This is a genomic window from Paeniglutamicibacter sp. ORCA_105, assembly GCF_045798545.1.
Taxonomy (GTDB): Bacteria; Actinomycetota; Actinomycetes; order Actinomycetales; family Micrococcaceae; genus Paeniglutamicibacter; species Paeniglutamicibacter sulfureus.
The window spans coordinates 17,309-33,828 of record NZ_JBIXLM010000019.1 but is presented as its reverse complement, the minus strand read 5'-3'; the positions used below and the strand labels follow the sequence as shown (position 1 = coordinate 33,828).

General features: G+C 67.6%; 15 protein-coding genes. 8 read left to right on the top strand and 7 right to left on the bottom strand.

The annotated features are described in order from the left end of the window. The first annotated feature begins 54 nt into the window (after positions 1-54). On the top strand, positions 55-1,851 hold the full coding sequence (locus ACIPUB_RS11050; protein WP_407607418.1) for a DEAD/DEAH box helicase: 1,797 nt from the start codon (positions 55-57) through the stop codon (positions 1,849-1,851). Between the two features lie 115 nt (positions 1,852-1,966). On the opposite strand, the gene ACIPUB_RS11045 is transcribed toward ACIPUB_RS11050, so the two are convergent. After that, complete coding sequence (locus ACIPUB_RS11045; protein ID WP_407607417.1) at positions 1,967-2,602, bottom strand: isochorismatase family protein; 636 nt, start codon at positions 2,600-2,602, stop codon at positions 1,967-1,969. Positions 2,603-2,623: 21 nt separating this feature from the next. Then, on the bottom strand, positions 2,624-3,937 hold the full coding sequence (locus ACIPUB_RS11040; protein ID WP_407607416.1) for a nicotinate phosphoribosyltransferase: 1,314 nt from the start codon (positions 3,935-3,937) through the stop codon (positions 2,624-2,626). Positions 3,938-4,222: 285 nt separating this feature from the next. Between ACIPUB_RS11040 and clpS the strand changes: the two genes are divergently transcribed. The 6 genes from clpS (at position 4,223) to rdgB (ending at position 8,491) form a co-directional block, all read left to right on the top strand. Continuing rightward, positions 4,223-4,519, top strand: coding sequence for an ATP-dependent Clp protease adapter ClpS (gene clpS, locus ACIPUB_RS11035; RefSeq protein WP_264269433.1), 297 nt, complete (start codon positions 4,223-4,225; stop codon positions 4,517-4,519). A gap of 2 nt (positions 4,520-4,521) precedes the next feature. Further along, complete coding sequence (locus tag ACIPUB_RS11030) at positions 4,522-5,091, top strand: DUF2017 domain-containing protein (protein WP_264269289.1); 570 nt, start codon at positions 4,522-4,524, stop codon at positions 5,089-5,091. Between the two features lie 65 nt (positions 5,092-5,156). Then, entirely contained in the window at positions 5,157-6,086 is a 930-nt protein-coding gene (murI, locus tag ACIPUB_RS11025) for a glutamate racemase (RefSeq protein WP_407607415.1), read from the top strand. Continuing rightward, entirely contained in the window at positions 6,083-6,982 is a 900-nt protein-coding gene (locus ACIPUB_RS11020) for an MBL fold metallo-hydrolase (protein ID WP_407607414.1), read from the top strand. The genes murI and ACIPUB_RS11020 overlap by 4 nt, the downstream gene beginning before the upstream one ends. Before the next feature lie 121 nt (positions 6,983-7,103). Then, complete coding sequence (gene rph / locus ACIPUB_RS11015; RefSeq protein ID WP_302265697.1) at positions 7,104-7,853, top strand: ribonuclease PH; 750 nt, start codon at positions 7,104-7,106, stop codon at positions 7,851-7,853. 2 nt (positions 7,854-7,855) lie between these two features. Then, positions 7,856-8,491 (top strand): RdgB/HAM1 family non-canonical purine NTP pyrophosphatase, encoded by a 636-nt coding sequence (gene rdgB, locus ACIPUB_RS11010; protein ID WP_407607413.1) that lies wholly within the window; start codon positions 7,856-7,858, stop codon positions 8,489-8,491. 131 nt (positions 8,492-8,622) lie between these two features. Here the strand turns inward: rdgB and ACIPUB_RS11005 are convergent, their stop codons facing one another. The 4 genes from ACIPUB_RS11005 to ACIPUB_RS10990 all read right to left on the bottom strand — a co-directional run bounded on the left by ACIPUB_RS11005 (position 8,623) and on the right by ACIPUB_RS10990 (position 14,670). Continuing rightward, positions 8,623-10,488, bottom strand: coding sequence for an HNH endonuclease signature motif containing protein (locus ACIPUB_RS11005; RefSeq protein ID WP_407607412.1), 1,866 nt, complete (start codon positions 10,486-10,488; stop codon positions 8,623-8,625). 136 nt (positions 10,489-10,624) lie between these two features. Next, positions 10,625-11,383 carry a metallophosphoesterase family protein gene (locus ACIPUB_RS11000; protein WP_407607411.1) on the bottom strand — a complete coding sequence of 253 codons (759 nt, stop codon included), beginning with the start codon at positions 11,381-11,383 and terminating at the stop codon, positions 10,625-10,627. A 61-nt stretch (positions 11,384-11,444) separates the two neighbouring features. After that, positions 11,445-11,702 carry a DUF6458 family protein gene (locus ACIPUB_RS10995; RefSeq protein WP_407607410.1) on the bottom strand — a complete coding sequence of 86 codons (258 nt, stop codon included), beginning with the start codon at positions 11,700-11,702 and terminating at the stop codon, positions 11,445-11,447. Positions 11,703-11,865: 163 nt separating this feature from the next. Then, positions 11,866-14,670: an aconitate hydratase gene (locus tag ACIPUB_RS10990; protein WP_407607409.1), complete on the bottom strand. Its 2,805-nt coding sequence runs from the start codon at positions 14,668-14,670 to the stop codon at positions 11,866-11,868. A gap of 420 nt (positions 14,671-15,090) precedes the next feature. Between ACIPUB_RS10990 and ACIPUB_RS10985 the strand changes: the two genes are divergently transcribed. After that, positions 15,091-15,426: a cupin domain-containing protein gene (locus tag ACIPUB_RS10985; RefSeq protein ID WP_407607408.1), complete on the top strand. Its 336-nt coding sequence runs from the start codon at positions 15,091-15,093 to the stop codon at positions 15,424-15,426. 8 nt (positions 15,427-15,434) lie between these two features. On the opposite strand, the gene ACIPUB_RS10980 is transcribed toward ACIPUB_RS10985, so the two are convergent. Then, on the bottom strand, positions 15,435-16,457 hold the full coding sequence (locus ACIPUB_RS10980) for a sugar phosphate isomerase/epimerase family protein (protein ID WP_407607407.1): 1,023 nt from the start codon (positions 16,455-16,457) through the stop codon (positions 15,435-15,437). Between the last annotated feature and the right edge of the window lie 63 nt (positions 16,458-16,520).

The window sequence follows — 16,520 nt, the reverse complement described above, 5'->3', positions numbered from 1 at the left end:
CGCGTCGGCCCGCGCCCCAGGGGGAAGCTTTTTTATTGCCGTGGAGGTGTATGCATGACCGATACCTTGTTCTCACTTGCAGACAAGCTGCCCATGGAGGACCGTCTTCCTCCCGCCTACCCCGAACGGGCGGCCTGGGGCACCGGCCCCAAGCTCCGTGCCTGGCAGGCAGAGGCGCTGGACAAGTACTTCACCGCCAATCCCCGCGACTTCATGGCCGTGGCGACCCCCGGCGCCGGCAAGACCACCTTCGCGCTGCGCCTGGCCAAGGTGCTGGTCGACGCCAAGACCGTCAACCGCATCATCGTGGTGGCCCCCACCGACCACCTCAAGAAGCAGTGGGCAGATGCCGCCGGCCGCGTGGGCCTGGCGATTGACCCCAACTTCAAGAACTCCGACGGCCGCCACGGAGACGGCTACATCGGCGTCGTCGTCACCTACGCGCAGGTCGCCTCCAAGCCGATGCTGCACCGCGCCAAGACCGAGGCCGCCCGCACCCTGGTGATCCTCGATGAGATCCACCACGGCGGCGACGCGCTTTCCTGGGGCGACGGCATCCGCGAGGCCTTCGAGCCGGCGACCCGCCGCCTGGCCCTGACCGGCACCCCCTTCCGCTCGGACACCGCGGCCATCCCCTTCGTCGAGTACGCCGAGGGGCCCGACGGCATCCGCCGTTCCAAGGCCGACTACACCTACGGCTACGGCCAGGCCCTGCGCGACCACGTCGTGCGCCCGGTGCTGTTCATGGCCTATTCCGGGTCGATGCGCTGGAAGACCAGCTCCGGCGAGGAAATGGAGGCCCAGCTTGGCGAGGGCTTCACCAAGGACATCACTGCGCACGCCTGGCGCACCGCCCTGGACCCGGCGGGGGACTGGATTCCCTCGGTGCTCGCGGCCGCCGACAAGCGCCTGACCCGGGTCCGCCGCACCGTGCCGGACGCCGGTGCCCTGGTGATCGCCACCGACCACGAGGACGCGCGCGGCTACGCAGAGCAGCTGGAGAAGATCTGCGGCGAAAAGGTCACCGTGATCCTTTCCGACGACGCCGGCGCCTCGAAGAAGATCGACGAGTTCTCCGCCGGGGATTCGCGCTGGATGGTTGCCGTGCGCATGGTGTCGGAGGGCGTCGACGTGCCCCGGCTGTGCGTGGGCGTCTACGCCACCTCCACCTCCACCCCGCTCTTCTTCGCCCAGGCCATCGGCCGCTACGTGCGAAGCCGGAAGCGCGGCGAGGTCGCATCCATCTTCCTGCCCTCGGTGCCGGTGCTTATGGCGCTGGCCAACGAGATGGAGACCGAGCGGGACCACGCGCTGGACCGCCCCGAAAAGCACTTCCAGGACCCGGACTACAATCCCGAGGACGACCTGGTCGCGGAGGCCAACCGCGAGGAAAAGGCCAGCGACGAGCTTAACAAGCAGAAGTTCGAGGCGCTGAACTCCAACGCCTCCTTCGACCGGGTGCTCTTCGACGGCGGCGAATTCGGGACCGGAGGCGCCGTGGGCTCCGAGGAAGAGGAAGACTTCCTGGGCATCCCCGGGCTGCTGGACGCAGACCAGGTGGGAGTGCTGCTGCGCCAGCGTCAGGCAGAACAGGTGTCCCGGCGCAAGGTCCGCAAGAGCACCGAAGAGGCCGCGGCCGCGCCCGTGGTCGACCACCGGGCGCTGATGGAGATGCGCTCGACGCTTTCCAAGAACGTCTCGGCCTGGAGCGCGCGCACCGGCACCCCGCACGGCGTCATCCACACCAAGCTGCGCGAGGTGTGCGGCGGCCCCGCCGTCGCCCAAGCCAATGCCGAGCAGCTGCAGAAGCGGCTGAACAAGCTGCAGGGCTGGTTCATCGGTAAGAAATGATCGATTAAGGTAGCCGGCGGTCCGGTGTGTTGGATGCTCTCCAACGCACCGGGCCGCCGGCTTTTCGTGTATCGCCTGACTCGGCGTCCGAAATGGAGCATGGATCGGCGCGGGCCTAGCCCAGGGACAGGACAGTGACCTCGGCGTCGCGCAGCTCCTGCAGTACCTCGGGGGCGTTCGCCGGATGCACCGCGGCGGTCAGCGGGGCGATGACGGTGGTGGCGAAGCCCTGAGACTTGGCATCCAGTGCCGTGGCTCGCACGCAGTAGTCGGTGGCGATGCCCACGATGTCCACCGCGGCGATGTCCTGTCCGCGCAGCCAGTCTCCCAGCAGCTCACCGCTCTCATCGGCCACGTCGTCCTCGTCCGCGGACAAGCGGCCCTCGAAGCCGGAGTACGCTGCCGCGTAACGGCCCTTGCGGAAATGGTGCCGGATGTAGCCGGCGGCCTCGGACAGCTCCGGGTGCAGCGCGGCACCTTCCGTTTCGGCAACGCAGTGCACCGGCCAGGAGTCGATGAAGTCAGGGGAATCGGAGAAATGGGACCCCGGATCGATGTGCCAATCCTGGGTTGCCACCACCGCCGCGTAGCTGTCGGCGCGCTCGCGCAGTACGGTGGCAATGGACGCGGCCACGGCGGCCCCGCCCTCCACGCCGAGGCTTCCGCCCTCGCAGAAGTCGTTCTGGACATCCACGATGATCAATGCCCGTGCCGCAGGTTGTTCCGGCACGCTGGTTGGTTCCTGGGTCATGATGGCTTCCTCTCGCTGTTCTCAGTTCTCGTCAATGAATCGGGTGCCGATCACCGGTTCGCCGCGCTGCAGGCGGCGGGAGCTGCCGGGCATTTCCTGGATGGAGTCGTGGTGGCGCTTGGTGGCGCGGTGAACGCCCGCGGCACCGGTGAATGCCTCGTCGATGACCCCGTTTTCAACAAATTGTGTCAGCAAGGCACGGTCGTTGCCGTCGGAGGCGGGCACCTCGCCCACGCCGATCAGTTCCTCGGTGGCTCGGCCGCGCTCGTTGAGCAGACGCACGGCGAACTTGCGTCCGCCCACCGAAACCTTGTTCTTGGCGGCCTTGGCAACGTCCACGTAGTCGCCCGCGTCGTTCTTGCGGGACACCAGCTTGTAGACCATCGATGCCGTCGGGTGCCCGGAGCCGGTGACCAGCGAGGTGCCCACGCCGTAGGCATCCACAGGTGCGGATTGGAGGGCCGCGATGGCGTATTCGTCGAGGTCTGAGGTGACCATGATGCGGGTGTTCTCGTTGCCCAGGTCATCGAGCAGGGTGCGCACCCAACGGGCCTGTTCCACCAGGTCCCCCGAATCAAGGCGCACGGCGCCCAGCTCGGGGCCGGCCACCTCCACTGCGGTGCGCACGCCTTGCTCCACGTCGTAGGTGTCAACCAGCAGGGCGGTGCCCACGCCCATCGAGGCGACCTGAGCCTCGAACGCAGCGCGTTCGGAATCGTGCAGCAGCGTGAAGGAATGAGCGGCGGTGCCCACGGTCTTGAGGCCGTAGCGGTGCCCGGCCTCGAGGTTCGATGTCGAGTCGAACCCGGCGATGATCGCGGCGCGGGCGGCGGCGACAGCGGATTCCTCGTGGGTGCGGCGCGAACCCATCTCGATGCAGGGGCGGGTTCCGGCGGAGGCGATCATGCGCGAGGCCGCGGAGGCGATGGCCGAATCGTGGTTCAGCGCCGAAAGGATGAAGGTCTCCAGCACGCAGGCCTCGGCGAAGGTCGATTCGACAATCATCACGGGGGAGTACGGGAAGTAGATTTCCCCTTCGGCGTAACCATGGATGTTGCCGCTGAACATGAAGTCCTCGAGGTACTTGATGGTGGTGGCGTCCACGACCTTGGTGTCGGAGAGGAAGCGCAGTTGCTCGTCGCCGAAGCGGAACTCCTTGATGCCCTCAAGGAGCCTGCCGGTCCCGGCCAGCACGCCGTAGCGCCGGCCATCGGGCAGGCGGCGGGCAAAGGCCTCGAAGACGCTGGGGCGGTGCGCCGCTCCCGAGTGCAGGGAAGCCTGCAGCATCGTCAGTTCGTAGTGGTCGGTAAACAGGGAGGTGGGCTGCTGCCACATGGCCGGGGGGCTCCTCGCGACGGGGGGACTGGGGCAATGGAATGCCGGACTGGTTTGCACCGTTATCGGGCGTCGGGTGCCGGATCCGGGCCGCCGCAGGTGGCGGGGCGAAACCGGATCTGCGGCATAAACGCTAGTAGATACTCTAGACCCGGCACCGGTTCCATGCCGCGTTGGTTCACGTGAGTCGTCGCCTTGTGCTTTTGGAGCAGTTGTGTCCACGGCCCGGTTGGCGCCCGGTTCGCATCCACGGCGGCCGGTCGTAGAATGGTGAGTATGCCAACCATGACTGCGATGCCCGATGTGCTTGAGCACGTAGAGCAGGCACAAGCACACGAACTCGACCAGCCCTACATCCTGATCGTCTGGAATGACCCGGTCAACCTGATGAGCTACGTCAGCTTTGTCTTCCGCTCCTACTTCGGATACAACGAGGCCAAGGCCGAGAAGCTGATGATGCAGGTCCACCAGGAGGGCCGCAGCGTGGTAGCCACCGGCAACCGCGAGAAGATCGAGGCCGACGTTGCAGCCATGCACGGGTTCGGGCTGTGGGCCACCTTGTCCAAGGCGGACGCAGCCTAGATATGGCACGGGCATTCAAGAACACCATGCGCGGGTTCTCCGCGTCCCTCGAAGCCGCCGAACGCCAGCTGCTGCGCGGCCTCTTTGAGGACGTCATCACGTTGCTGGAGCCGCAGCGGGCCGACGACGAGGATCCGCTCTATGCGCTGGTCGGCCTGGATCCGAACTCCCACAAGGAAGACTTCGCCGCACCGAGTGACCGGGCCACCAAGCGCCTGTTGCCGGACGCCGACCCCGACGATGCCGCCGCATCGCTGGAATTCCGCAGGCTCTCGGAGCGCGGGATCCGTGAACGCAAGATCGGGGCGCTGCGCGAGGCCGCCCTGCTGATGGAGTCCGGAAGCATCCTGCTTAACGAGCAGACGGCGCCGCGCTTCGCCGCAGCGGTCAACGACGTGCGCCTGGTGCTGGCCGAACGGCTTGGCCTGGAAAGCGAGGAAGACGCCGAGCGCATCCATGCGCAGGACGATTGGTCGAAGGCCGAAACCGTCGACGAATACCTTGCGCTGGTCTACAACTTCGTCACCTGGTTGCAGGAATCCCTGATGCAGGCCATGCTCAAGTCCTTGTGAGCTGGGCTACAGTGTGTCGCACGTGCTAGCTGTTGGCGTTGAAAACCACGTAGGCTTCGTAGACCATGACAAGTGTGTCCTCTAGCGAGAATCGAACATCAGAGCGACCCCATCCGAATGCCCCGTTGGGTATCTTCGACTCGGGGGTCGGCGGCCTGACCGTTTCCCGCGCCATCATTGACCAGCTTCCCGGTGAATCCACGATGTACGTCGGGGACACCGCGAATTCGCCCTATGGGCCGCTTCCCATCGCCGAGGTGCGGGCGAATGCGCTGGGGGTGATGGACGAACTCGTCGACGCCGGCGTCAAGCTGCTGGTGATTGCCTGCAACTCCGCCTCCGCCGCGGTGCTGCGCGATGCCCGCGAACGCTACACCGCCCGCTACGGGATTCCCGTGGTCGAAGTGATCCAGCCCGCGGTGCGCCGCGCCGTCGCCGCCACCCGCAACGGGAAGATCGGGGTCATCGGCACCCAGGCCACCGTCGGGTCCCGCGCCTACGAGGATGCCTTCGCCGCCGCCCCGCAGTACTCCATCACCTCCGTCGCCTGCCCGCGCTTCGTCGAGTTCGTGGAAAACGGGATCACCACCGGTGCCGAACTCATGGAGACCGCCGAGGCCTACCTGGCCCCGCTCAAGGCGGCCGGCGTGGACACGCTGGTATTGGGGTGCACCCATTACCCGCTGCTGACCGGCGTGATCTCCTATGTCATGGGCGAGGACGTCACCCTGGTCTCCAGCGCCGAGGAAACCGCCAAGGACGTCTACCGTGAGCTGATGCGCCACGACCTGGCGCGCAACGAGACGCAGGCTCCCACCCACCAGTTCATCGCCACCGGCGACGCCGAAAGCTTTGAGATCCTGGCCCGGCGCTTCCTGGGCCCGGAAGTGCTCGCTGTCGAACAAGTCGACCACGTGGCCGCCCATTACCCGACCGGCTCCATCGCGATGATTACCCCGCAGATGGTGGCTCTTTCGAAAGCGAGTGCCTCATGAAGCTGACGATCATCGGCTGTACCGGCTCGTTCCCCGGCCCGGGGTCACCCGCCTCCTGCTACCTGGTCACCGCGTTCGACGGCGAACGCGACTGGAAGATCCTGCTGGACCTTGGCTCCGGTGCGCTGGGCGTGTTGCAACGCTATGCGGACATCAAGGACCTGGACGGCATCTTCATCTCCCACCTGCACCCCGACCACTGCATGGATTTGTGCGGCATGCACGTGGCCATCCGCTGGGACCCCAACGGTTGGAACCGCGAGAGGATGCTGGTTCACGGCCCGGCGGCCACCGCGGACCGGATGGCCACGGCCTACGGCCTGCCGCTGGATGAGGGCATGCACCCCGACTACGACTTCCAGCACTGGAAATCCCGCCAGCCGGTGAAGATCGGCCCATTCTCGATCACCCCCTACCCGGTGCTGCACCCCATCGAGGAGTCCTACGCATTCCGTGTCGAGGCGACCGAGCCGGTGGCCGACGGGTCGCTGCAGACCAGCGTGCTGACCTATTCGGGTGACACCGATGCCTGCCCCGAACTCGTCGAGGCAGCCCGGGGTGCCGACATGTTCCTTTGTGAGGCGGCCTTCGAGGAGGGCCGCGACGACGCGATCCACGGTGTGCACCTGACCGGGCGGCGCGCCGGCGAGGCGGCGGCCGAGGCCGGGGTCGAACGCCTGCTGCTGACCCACATCCCGGTGTGGACGGACATCAACACCGTGGTCAACGAGGCCAAGGAAGTCTACGACGGCGGCATCGCCGTGGCGGTCTCCGGGGTGACATACGGGGTGTTCTCCGGCTCGCAGCTGGGCACCCCCAAATCGCTGCCGACCGCGCCGGTTTCGATCGTGCGTTCGGCGCCGGCCCGCGAGTGGCCTGGCACCAGGAAGAACTAGCGCGTTCGCCAGGCTGCCGGTTTCCAGGTGTGGCGGTGCGTGTCCGGGGATCTGCGGAACCGCATCGCCACACCTGTTTGTCTCGACGGAACAGCTCGGCGTGACGACTAGACTTGAAGCCATGACTTCAGCATCAACCACAGCAGCAGTGCGCGCCGACGGGCGCGGCGTCGACCAACTCCGTGAGATCACCATTACCCGTGGCTGGTCCAAGCAGGCCGAGGGTTCGGCCCTGATCGAATTCGGCAACACCAAGGTGCTGTGCACCGCCTCCTTCACCGAGGGCGTGCCGCGCTGGCTCAAGGGGCAGGGCACCGGCTGGGTCACCGCCGAGTACGCCATGCTGCCGCGGGCCACCAACACCCGCAACGGCCGGGAGTCCGTCAAGGGCAAGATCGGCGGACGCACCCACGAGATCTCCCGCCTGATCGGCCGCTCGCTGCGCGCGGTCATCGACACCAAGGCACTGGGCGAGAACACCATCGTGCTGGACTGCGACGTGCTTCAGGCCGACGGCGGCACCCGCACCGCGGCGATCACCGGTGCCTACGTCGCACTGGCCGAGGCCATCGAGTGGGCCAAGGAGAACAAGCTGGTGAAGAAGAACGCCACCGTGCTCACCGACTCGGTTGCCGCGATTTCCGTGGGAATCATCGACGGGGTCCCGATGCTGGATCTGCCCTACGAGGAGGACGTGCGCGCCGAGACCGACATGAACGTCGTGGTCACCGGGACTGGCGACTTCGTCGAGGTGCAAGGCACCGCCGAGGGCGTCCCGTTCAAGCGCGCAGAACTTGACTCCCTGCTGGACCTGGCGCTGGTTGGCACCACGGAGCTGGCGCTGATCCAGCGCGCCACCCTGGGGCTCTGAGCATGGGCGCCACCCCGCGTTTGGTGCTGGCCACGCACAACCAGGGCAAGCTGCGCGAACTGCGCGAACTGCTGCGCGGGCAGGTTCCGGGGCTCGACGTGGACACGCAGGTCGTCGACGCCGGTGCCGTGGGTGCTCCGGACGTCGTCGAGGACCAGGTGAGCTTCGAGGGCAACGCGCTGCTGAAGGCACGCGCGGTGTGCGAAGCCACCGGCCTGGTTGCCATCGCCGACGATTCGGGTCTTTCGGTCGATGTGCTTGGCGGGGCGCCGGGGATCTTCTCGGCCCGTTGGTCAGGGAAGCACGGCGATGACGAGGCGAACATCGACCTGCTGCTGGCCCAGCTGGGAGACATTTCCGAGGAACACCGCGGGGCGTCCTTCGTGTGTGCCGCGGCGCTGGCCACCCCGGGCGGCTTTGTTGCCGTGGAGACGGGCCACCTGGCCGGGACGCTGCTGCACGAACGGCGGGGCAACGGCGGCTTCGGCTACGACCCGATCCTGCAGCCCGATGGCTACGAGATCTCCGTGGCCGAACTTTCCAGCGAGGAAAAGAATGCCATCAGCCACCGCGGACGTGCGTTCCGCGGCTTGCTGCCGCAGATCGTGAAGGCGTTGCAGGACCAATCTGCCAAGTAGTTGTTCTTGCGCGTCTGGTGAGACACCAAGGGCGGTCCTCCTCCGGTTTCGGCCGGGGCGGACCGCCCTTTTTGCATGCCCGTTTGGGCGTGGGAAATCACCGGCAGACCCACGGCCGTGGGCCGTGGCTCTCAGAACAGGGGTGGGTTCAGGGTGCGGTTCCGCCAGTAATTGTTGCGTCGGGGTTTTTGTTCGGGGTCCATGAACTTGGGCAGGATGACGCTGAAGAGCCCGTCGGTGTCACGGACGACGCGCACCAGTCCGGTGTGGAAGGCGTGGTGGGCCGAGGTGCATCCGGGTGCGCCTTCGTTGATCTCGGTCTTGCCGCCGTTGGCGAAGAAGTTGAAGTGGTGGATTTCGCAGTGTTCGGGCGGAACGGTGCAGCCGGGCATGATGCAGCCGCCGTAGAGGCCGAGAATGATTTCGCGCATGTAGTCGGGGAAGAGGCGTTCCTCCTGGCCGAGGTCAAGGATCCGGGAGTCCCCGCCCATGACTGCGGGGATGACCCCGCCGTTGCACAAGCCCTGGCGGAGTTCGGCGGGGGTGAGTTGTTGGCCGCGGCTGGTGATGCCGTGGGTGTCGGCCAGGCCGCGGAGTTCGTCGAGGGTGGCGATGACCAGGGTCTTGGGGGAGGGAAGGCCGGTGGTCTTCTTCCCGGTGGCGGGGTTCCCGGCGGACCTGATGAGGTTCATCAGCCCCTGGAGATGGCGTTGGGGAGGGGTGAGTCCGTCGGGGCCGTATGCGGCGGAGTTCATGGTGGCCGGGTCGCCGGTCCCGTTGCCGGTGTTGTTGGCGCCGTTCCCGGTGAACAGGCTGTCCAGGTTGAGGCCGTTGGGGTCCAGGGATAGGTTCCTGACGGCCTCCGCATCGTTCAGCGGGCGGCCGGTGGTGGGGTCGACGAGGAAATCGGGGAACCCGGCTCCGGCACCGTTGCCGTTGTTCGATCGGCCGTTGGAGGCGTTGGAGGCGTTGGAGGCGTTGGCGCCGTTGGAACCGGAGGCGTTGGAGGCGTTGGCGTGCCCGGTGCCGTCGCTGCCGGCGGCGGAACCTGCACCCGGGCCCGTGGTGGCACCGGTGGCCAGCGACTGGGCGAGCAGTCCGTCGCGGTCTCCGGCCTTGGTCCGGGGGTTGTCGGTGCTGGCGCAGAGGGCCAGCAGGGCCTCGGTGTCGGCGGGCAGGGTGCGGAGCAGGAATTCGCCCAGCCCGCCGACGGTGCCGCGGTTGAAGAGGCCGGTCCTGGCGCGCAGCACGTCCTCCGGGACGTCCTTGGTGCCCTGCTCGAGGGTGCTTTGGATGCCGGCGAACAGCTTGGCTGTGGTGCGGGGGTCCTCGCGACGCACGGATTCGGCGACCTGGTCCTCCAGCTGCCCGGCCAGCGCGGCGGGGTCGGGGTGCTGGTTGATGTGTGGTGCGAGTTTTTCGAGCCTGCGGGCCGCGGCACCGATTTCCTTCGGGTCGCCGGTGCCATTGACCAGGTCGTCGGCCAGCGTCGGGAACTTTGCCGGGACGGGTTGGCCGTGGATGTCGGTGCCGGGCAGCAGCCGGTCGATGGAGCGGACGCGTTCGCGGGCCTCAAAGAAGGAGATGTGCAGGAAGCCGGTGAGGAACTCGGTGGTGTCCTTGAAGACGGGCCGCCCGGCGAGGACGGTCCGGGGATCCTCGGGCAGGACCGTGGTGCCGGCGAGGTAGGGGGCCGGGTCCGCGTGGAGCGCGGCGAGGGCGTCGAAGGTGGCCTCGGGCAGTTCGTGGGCCAGGGTGCGCCGGGCGGTGTCAGCGGCGAGGAGCTGGGCGTGGGCGGCGGTGCGGTGTGCGTCCTCTGCGGCTTGGGCGAACAGGGCGGCGGCGGTGGGGGAGGTGGTGCGGGCGACGCGCCGGGCCAGGTCGCGGGCGAGCCGCTGGGCCTCGAGCAGGGCGCGCAGTTCATCGTCCGGAGACACGGGGTGTCCCGGGGTGCCGCGGGTGCCCGCGGTGAGTTCGATGAACCGGGTGGTTTCCATGTCCACCAGCATGCGCCGACGAGAAGAGGAATGGTTCGGGGTGGCAAGATCTGTGGATGGGGCCCGGCTGATCCACAAACCAGGTGCACGGTTGTTGCGCCCCGGCTGGCTGCGGCGGATGATACCCCCGGCGCGGCTACTTCCCGCGGCCGTCCCGGGGGCCGAACACGGCCAGGGCCTCGGCGTCGCTCGCGGTGGAGCGGATGAAGTACTCGGCCCATTGCCGGCGGTTCGGGTAGCTTGATTCGGCCACCACCCGTTCGATGGTTTTCTCGACGTCGATGATGCTGCGGTGAAGGGATACGGCGCCGTCGTGCAGCAGGGCCCAGTTGCCGCCCGGACGGCCGTAGGGCATGCCCACGCTGCCGGGGTTGACGACCAGGCGTCGATCCACCAGCCTCACAAACGGCATGTGGGTGTGACCGCAGACCACGGTCTGGACTTCGTCGGGCAACCCGGCGAAGACCTCCGTCCAGCGCTCCAGCCGGCTGTCCACCAGCACGACCTCTTCGTCGTCCCGCGGGGTCCCGTGGCAGAAGAGAACGGGGCCGAAGCCCTGGACCTCCAGGGTGACAGGATGCGGCAGCTGCTCCAGCAGCGAGATGTGTTCCGGCCTTAGCTGCGCGGCCGCCCAGGGCACGACCTCGTCGGGAACCTCGATCGAAGCGCCCCGGGCCACGGCCGCCAGTTCGCGGTCCGCGTTGCCACGCACCAGCACGGCCCGCTCGCCCAGGACCGTCAGCCGGTCCAGCACCTCGGTGGGTTGCGGCCCCGCGGCGTGGTCCCCGGTGACGACGATGAGCTCCGCGGCGACCACGGTGGGCTCGGCCAGGACCGCCTCGAGCACCGGCAGCACCCCGTGGATGTCGGACAGGACGGCGACGCTTCGGATCATGCCCCGAGTATGCCGGTCCCGCGGGGCGGGAACAAGGGCGCGGGGGACGGGGAGGCAGCGGTTAGAGGTCGGGGTCGTCCACTTCGCGGGTGGTCCGCGTGACTCCGTCGACCTCGCCGTGGCCATTGACGGTCCGGCGGGTCGAGACGCTACGGCGGCGGCGGAAGGCGAAAACCAGCCCCAGCACAAAGATCAGGACGCCGGCTCCCATGAGGAGGTTCCCGACCAGTGGAAGGTCCAGCCAGCTCACTTCGACATTCAGTGCGAAGCGGATCACCGCGCCGACAACGAACAGGAAAATTCCGGCACCGATACTCATAATGTCTCCGCCTTTCCGGGCGATTTTGCATTAACGAACGTTTGATCAGTGGTTCCAGCTTACTGATTGCCGCCACTGACGCCACCCATTGGCCGTGCGGTTGGCGACCGGCGGCACGCGGGCGGGCCCCTCCCGGCGAAGAGGGCCCGCCCCCGGGTGTGCCTCAGGCGTCGAGCAGCTGGCGCAGCACGTATTGCAGGATGCCGCCGTGGCGGTAGTACGCCTCCTCGGCCGGGGTGTCGATGCGTACCCGCATCGTGATTTCGCGGGATTGACCGCCCGATGAATCGGCGTGTTCCACGGCCACGGTGACTTCGTCGGGCAATTCATCGGTCCCGGCCAGCCCGGTGATGGAGAAGACCTCCTCGCCGGTGAGGCCCAGGGACTCTGCGGTTTCACGATCGCGGAACTGCAGTGGCAGCACGCCCATGCCGATCAGGTTGGAGCGGTGGATGCGCTCGAACGAGGTGGCCAGCACGGCCTTGACGCCCAGCAGCAGGGTGCCCTTGGCAGCCCAGTCGCGGGAGGACCCGGACCCGTAGTCGGAGCCGGCCAGCACCACCAGCGGCGTGTTGTCCTTCGCGTAGGCCAGCGAGGCGTCGAAGATGGTCGTGGCGTCGGTGCCCGGCAGGTGCCGGGTGAAGCCGCCCTCGGTGCCGGGGACCAGCTTGTTGCGCAGCCGGACGTTGGCGAAGGTGCCGCGGATCATCACGTGGTGGTTGCCGCGCCGCGAGCCGTAGGAGTTGAAATCCGCCGGTTCCACGCCCTTTTCCAGCAGGTAGGCGCCGGCGGGGGAGTCCTTGCGGATCGCGCCGGCCGGGGAGATGTGGTCGGTGGTGACCGAGTCGCCCAGGTACGCCAGCACGCGGGCGCCGGTGATGTCCCCGATGGGATCGGGCACCGGTCCCACGCCCTCGAAGTACGGCGGGGACTGGACGTAGGTGGAGGTCTCGTCCCAGGCGAACCGGTCGCCCTCGGGGATGTGCATGGAGCGCCAGTTCTCATCCCCGTGGTAGACGTCCGCATACCCCTTGGTGAACATCGAAGCCTCGAGGTTGGCGTCGACCACTGCCTTGACTTCCTCTCCCGTGGGCCAGATGTCGCGCAGGTAGACCTGGTTGCCCTCGGTGTCCTCGCCGAGGGAGTCGTTGAGCAGATCCACGTGCATCGAGCCGGCCAACGCGTAGGCGATGACCAACGGCGGGGAGGCCAGGAAGTTCATCTTCACCTCACCGTGGATGCGGCCCTCGAAGTTGCGGTTGCCCGAGAGCACCGAGGCGACCGTGAGGTCGTGGGAGTTCACCGCCTCGCTGATTTCCGGGATCAGCGGGCCGGAGTTGCCGATGCAGGTGGTGCAGCCGTAGCCGACCAGGTTGAAGCCCAGCGTCTCCAGATACGGGGTCAGCCCGGAGCGGTTGTAGTAGTCGGTGACCACGCGGGAGCCCGGGGCCAGGGTGGTCTTGACCCACGGCTTGGAACGCAGCCCGCGCTCCACGGCCTTCTTCGCCAGCAGCGCAGCGCCCAGCATCACGGTGGGGTTGGAGGTGTTGGTGCAGGAGGTGATGGCGGCGATGACGACCGAGCCGTGGTCGATCACCTCGGCGCCGTCCCCGAGATGGACCGTGGCGGGCTTGGACGGCCAGCTGATCGCGGCCTCGTCGCCGGCGTAGTCGTGCGGCGGGGTGTCACGTTCGATTCGGGAGCTGACGGCGATCGGGTCGGACGCGGGGAAGGAATCGGCCTCGGCGTCATCGAGGCCGCCGGCGATCGCTTCCTCCTGGGTGTCCCCGGCCAACAGCCGGCGCACCGCGCCCTGGGCCGCGGCCAACGGGATGCGGTCCTGCGGCCGCTTGGGCCCGGCCAGCGAGGGGACAACGGTGCCCAGGTCCAACTCGATGACCTGGCTGAAGTCCGGGACGTGGTCCGGATCGTGCCAGAGGCCCTGTGCCTTGGCGTAGGCCTCGACCAGCTTGACCTGGTGCTCGTCGCGGCCGGTGAGCCGCAGGTAGTCCAGGGTCTCTTGGTCGATGGGGAACAGCGCGCCGGTGGAGCCATATTCGGGGGACATGTTCCCCAGCGTGGCGCGGGTGGCCAACGGGACGTTGGACACGCCGGGGCCGAAGAAGTCGACGAACTTGCCCACCACGCGCACCTGGCGCAAAAGCTCGGCGACGGTGAGGACCAGGTCCGTGGCGGTGGTGCCCTCGGACAGCTCGCCGGTGAGTTTGAGCCCCACGACCTGCGGGATCAGCAGGCTCATGGGCTGGCCGAGCATCGCCGCCTCGGCCTCGATGCCGCCCACGCCCCAGCCCAGCACGCCCAGGCCGTTGACCATCGGGGTGTGCGAGTCGGTGCCGACCAGGGTGTCCGGGTACGCTTCGGGGCCGTCGGGCCCCTCACGGGTGAACACCACGCGGGACAGGTATTCCAGGTTGACCTGGTGGCAGATGCCGGTGTCGGGCGGAACCACCAGGAAGTCGTCGAAGGAGTGTTGGGCCCAGCGCAGCAGCTGGTAGCGCTCCTGGTTGCGCTTGAACTCGTAGTCGGCGTTGACGGAAAAGGCATCGTTCCGGGCGAAGACGTCGGCGATCACCGAGTGGTCGATGACCAGCTCGGCGGGGATCAGCGGGTTGACCTTCCGCGCATCCCCGCCCAGCGCCGTCATGGCGTCGCGCATGGCCACCAGGTCCACCACGCAGGGCACGCCCGTGAAGTCCTGCATCAGCACGCGGGCCGGGGTGTACTGGATTTCGCTGGAGGCCTCGGCGGCAGGGTCCCAGGCGGCCAGCGCATTGACCTGTTCGGCGGTGACCAGCCGGCCGTCCTCGTTGCGCAACAGGTTTTCCAGCAGCACCTTGAGGCTGTATGGCAGGCGGGAGGAGTTTTCGATGGCGTCGATCCGGTGGATTTGGTAGTCGTGCCCGTCGACGGAAAGCCGGGCCCGGGCGTTGAAGGAGTTGCTGGACATGGAAGCGTCGTCCTCTCGGGAATGCTGCCGACCGCCGCGCCGGTGGCCGGTTGTTGCGTGTCTATGTGAAGTTGACGGCGATGTGGGTCCTTACATCGCCACCTCCAATTCCAGGTGCGTGCCCTGATCAGCGATCGGGGCTGCGCCAGGCTGGCGGCACGGGGGGATAACTGCACCGCTTGGGGGACCCCGGGCTGGGTGCCGGTGCCGGGCATCGCGTCGTGGTCTGCGGCTGGTTGCGCCGTGGCACTCGGGCCCGGCGACTGCTTTCAACCTACCGCCGGGGAAGGGAATTGGCCATGCTTCACCGTCCTGCGCGCGCATCGGGCGCCAGCGGGCGTGGCCGGGGGGCTTCCTTGACCCGCGCGGTGTCCCCGGGACATCCTTGGGCAAGAGGGTTTGCCGGGGAAAGAGGAGAACATGAAGAAGTTTTCACTGACGGCCATTGCACGGGCCCAGGTGCAGGCCGCCGCGGCGCAGTCGAGCGGGCGCGCGGCCAGCACCGTGTTCGGCGGGCACGAACAGACCCTGCGCCAGACGGTCATCGGCCTGGCCTCCGGCACCGAGCTGAAGGAACACATCAATCCCGGCGAGGCGACGGTCATGGTGCTCGGCGGCCGGATCCGCCTGGACTCGGACGGCGAGTCCTGGGAGGCACGGACCGGGGACCTGCTGGTGATGCCCCCGGGATATTCGCAGATCACCGCGCTGGAGGAATCCAGCCTGCTGCTCAGCGTAGCCAAGACCGACAGGTAGGCAGCCCGTCAGTCCTGGTTGCTGAATGCGGCGTCGAAGGAAGCCTCCGGCAGCTTCCACAGCAAGGAGCGGACATACTCCACCGCTTGGCCGGCCCCGTGCAACCGGTCCATGCCGGCGTCCTCCCATTCAATGGAGATCGGACCTGAGTAGCCGATGGACTTCAATGCCCTGAACGCGTCCTCCCACGGAACGTCCCCGTGTCCGGTGGAGACGAAGTCCCAGCCGCGCCGCGGGTCTCCCCACGGCAGGTGCGAACCCAGCACCCCGGCACGGCCGTTGGGGGTGCGAATCCGGGTGTCCTTGCAGTCGACGTGGTAGATCCGGTCCTTGAAGTCCCAGATGAAACCGACGGGGTCGATGTTTTGCCACATCATGTGCGAGGGGTCCCAGTTGAACCCGAAGGCCTCCCGGTGCCCGATGGCCTCCAGGGCGCGCACCGATGACCAGTAGTCGTAGGCGATTTCCGATGGGTGCACCTCGTGGGCGAAGCGCACGCCCTGTTCGTCGAAGACATCGAGGATCGGGTTCCAGCGGTCGGCAAAGTCCTGGTAGCCTGCGTCGATGACCGAGGCGGGCACCGGCGGGAACTGGGCCACATAGGGCCAGATCTTCGATCCGGTGAACCCCACCACGGTATCCACGCCGAGCTTGCGGGCGACCCGTGCGGCGCGCTTCATGTCCTCGGAGGCGCGTTGGCGCACGCCCTCCGGTTCCCCGTCGCCCCAGGTGTACGGGCGCACCAGCGCCTCGTGGCGGAAGTCGATGGGATCGTCGCACACCGCCTGGCCGGTGAGGTGGTTGGAGATCGCGTAGACCTTCAATCCGTGGCGTTCAAGGATGTCCAGGCGCGACTGGGCGTAGTCGTCGTCCTCGTCCGCCCTGCGCAGGTCCAGGTGGTCGCCCGAGGCGGCGATTTCCAGGCCGTCGTAGCCCCACTCGGCGGCGTGCGCCGCGACCTGCTCGAAAGGCATGTCCGCCCATTGGCCGGTGAAGAGGGTGACCGGGTGGGTCGAAGCGGGGGTGCTCATGGTGTCGTTCTCCTGTGCCTGGCCGTCCGTGGCCGTGGTGTGCCGGGGGGAATCGTGTTGGGT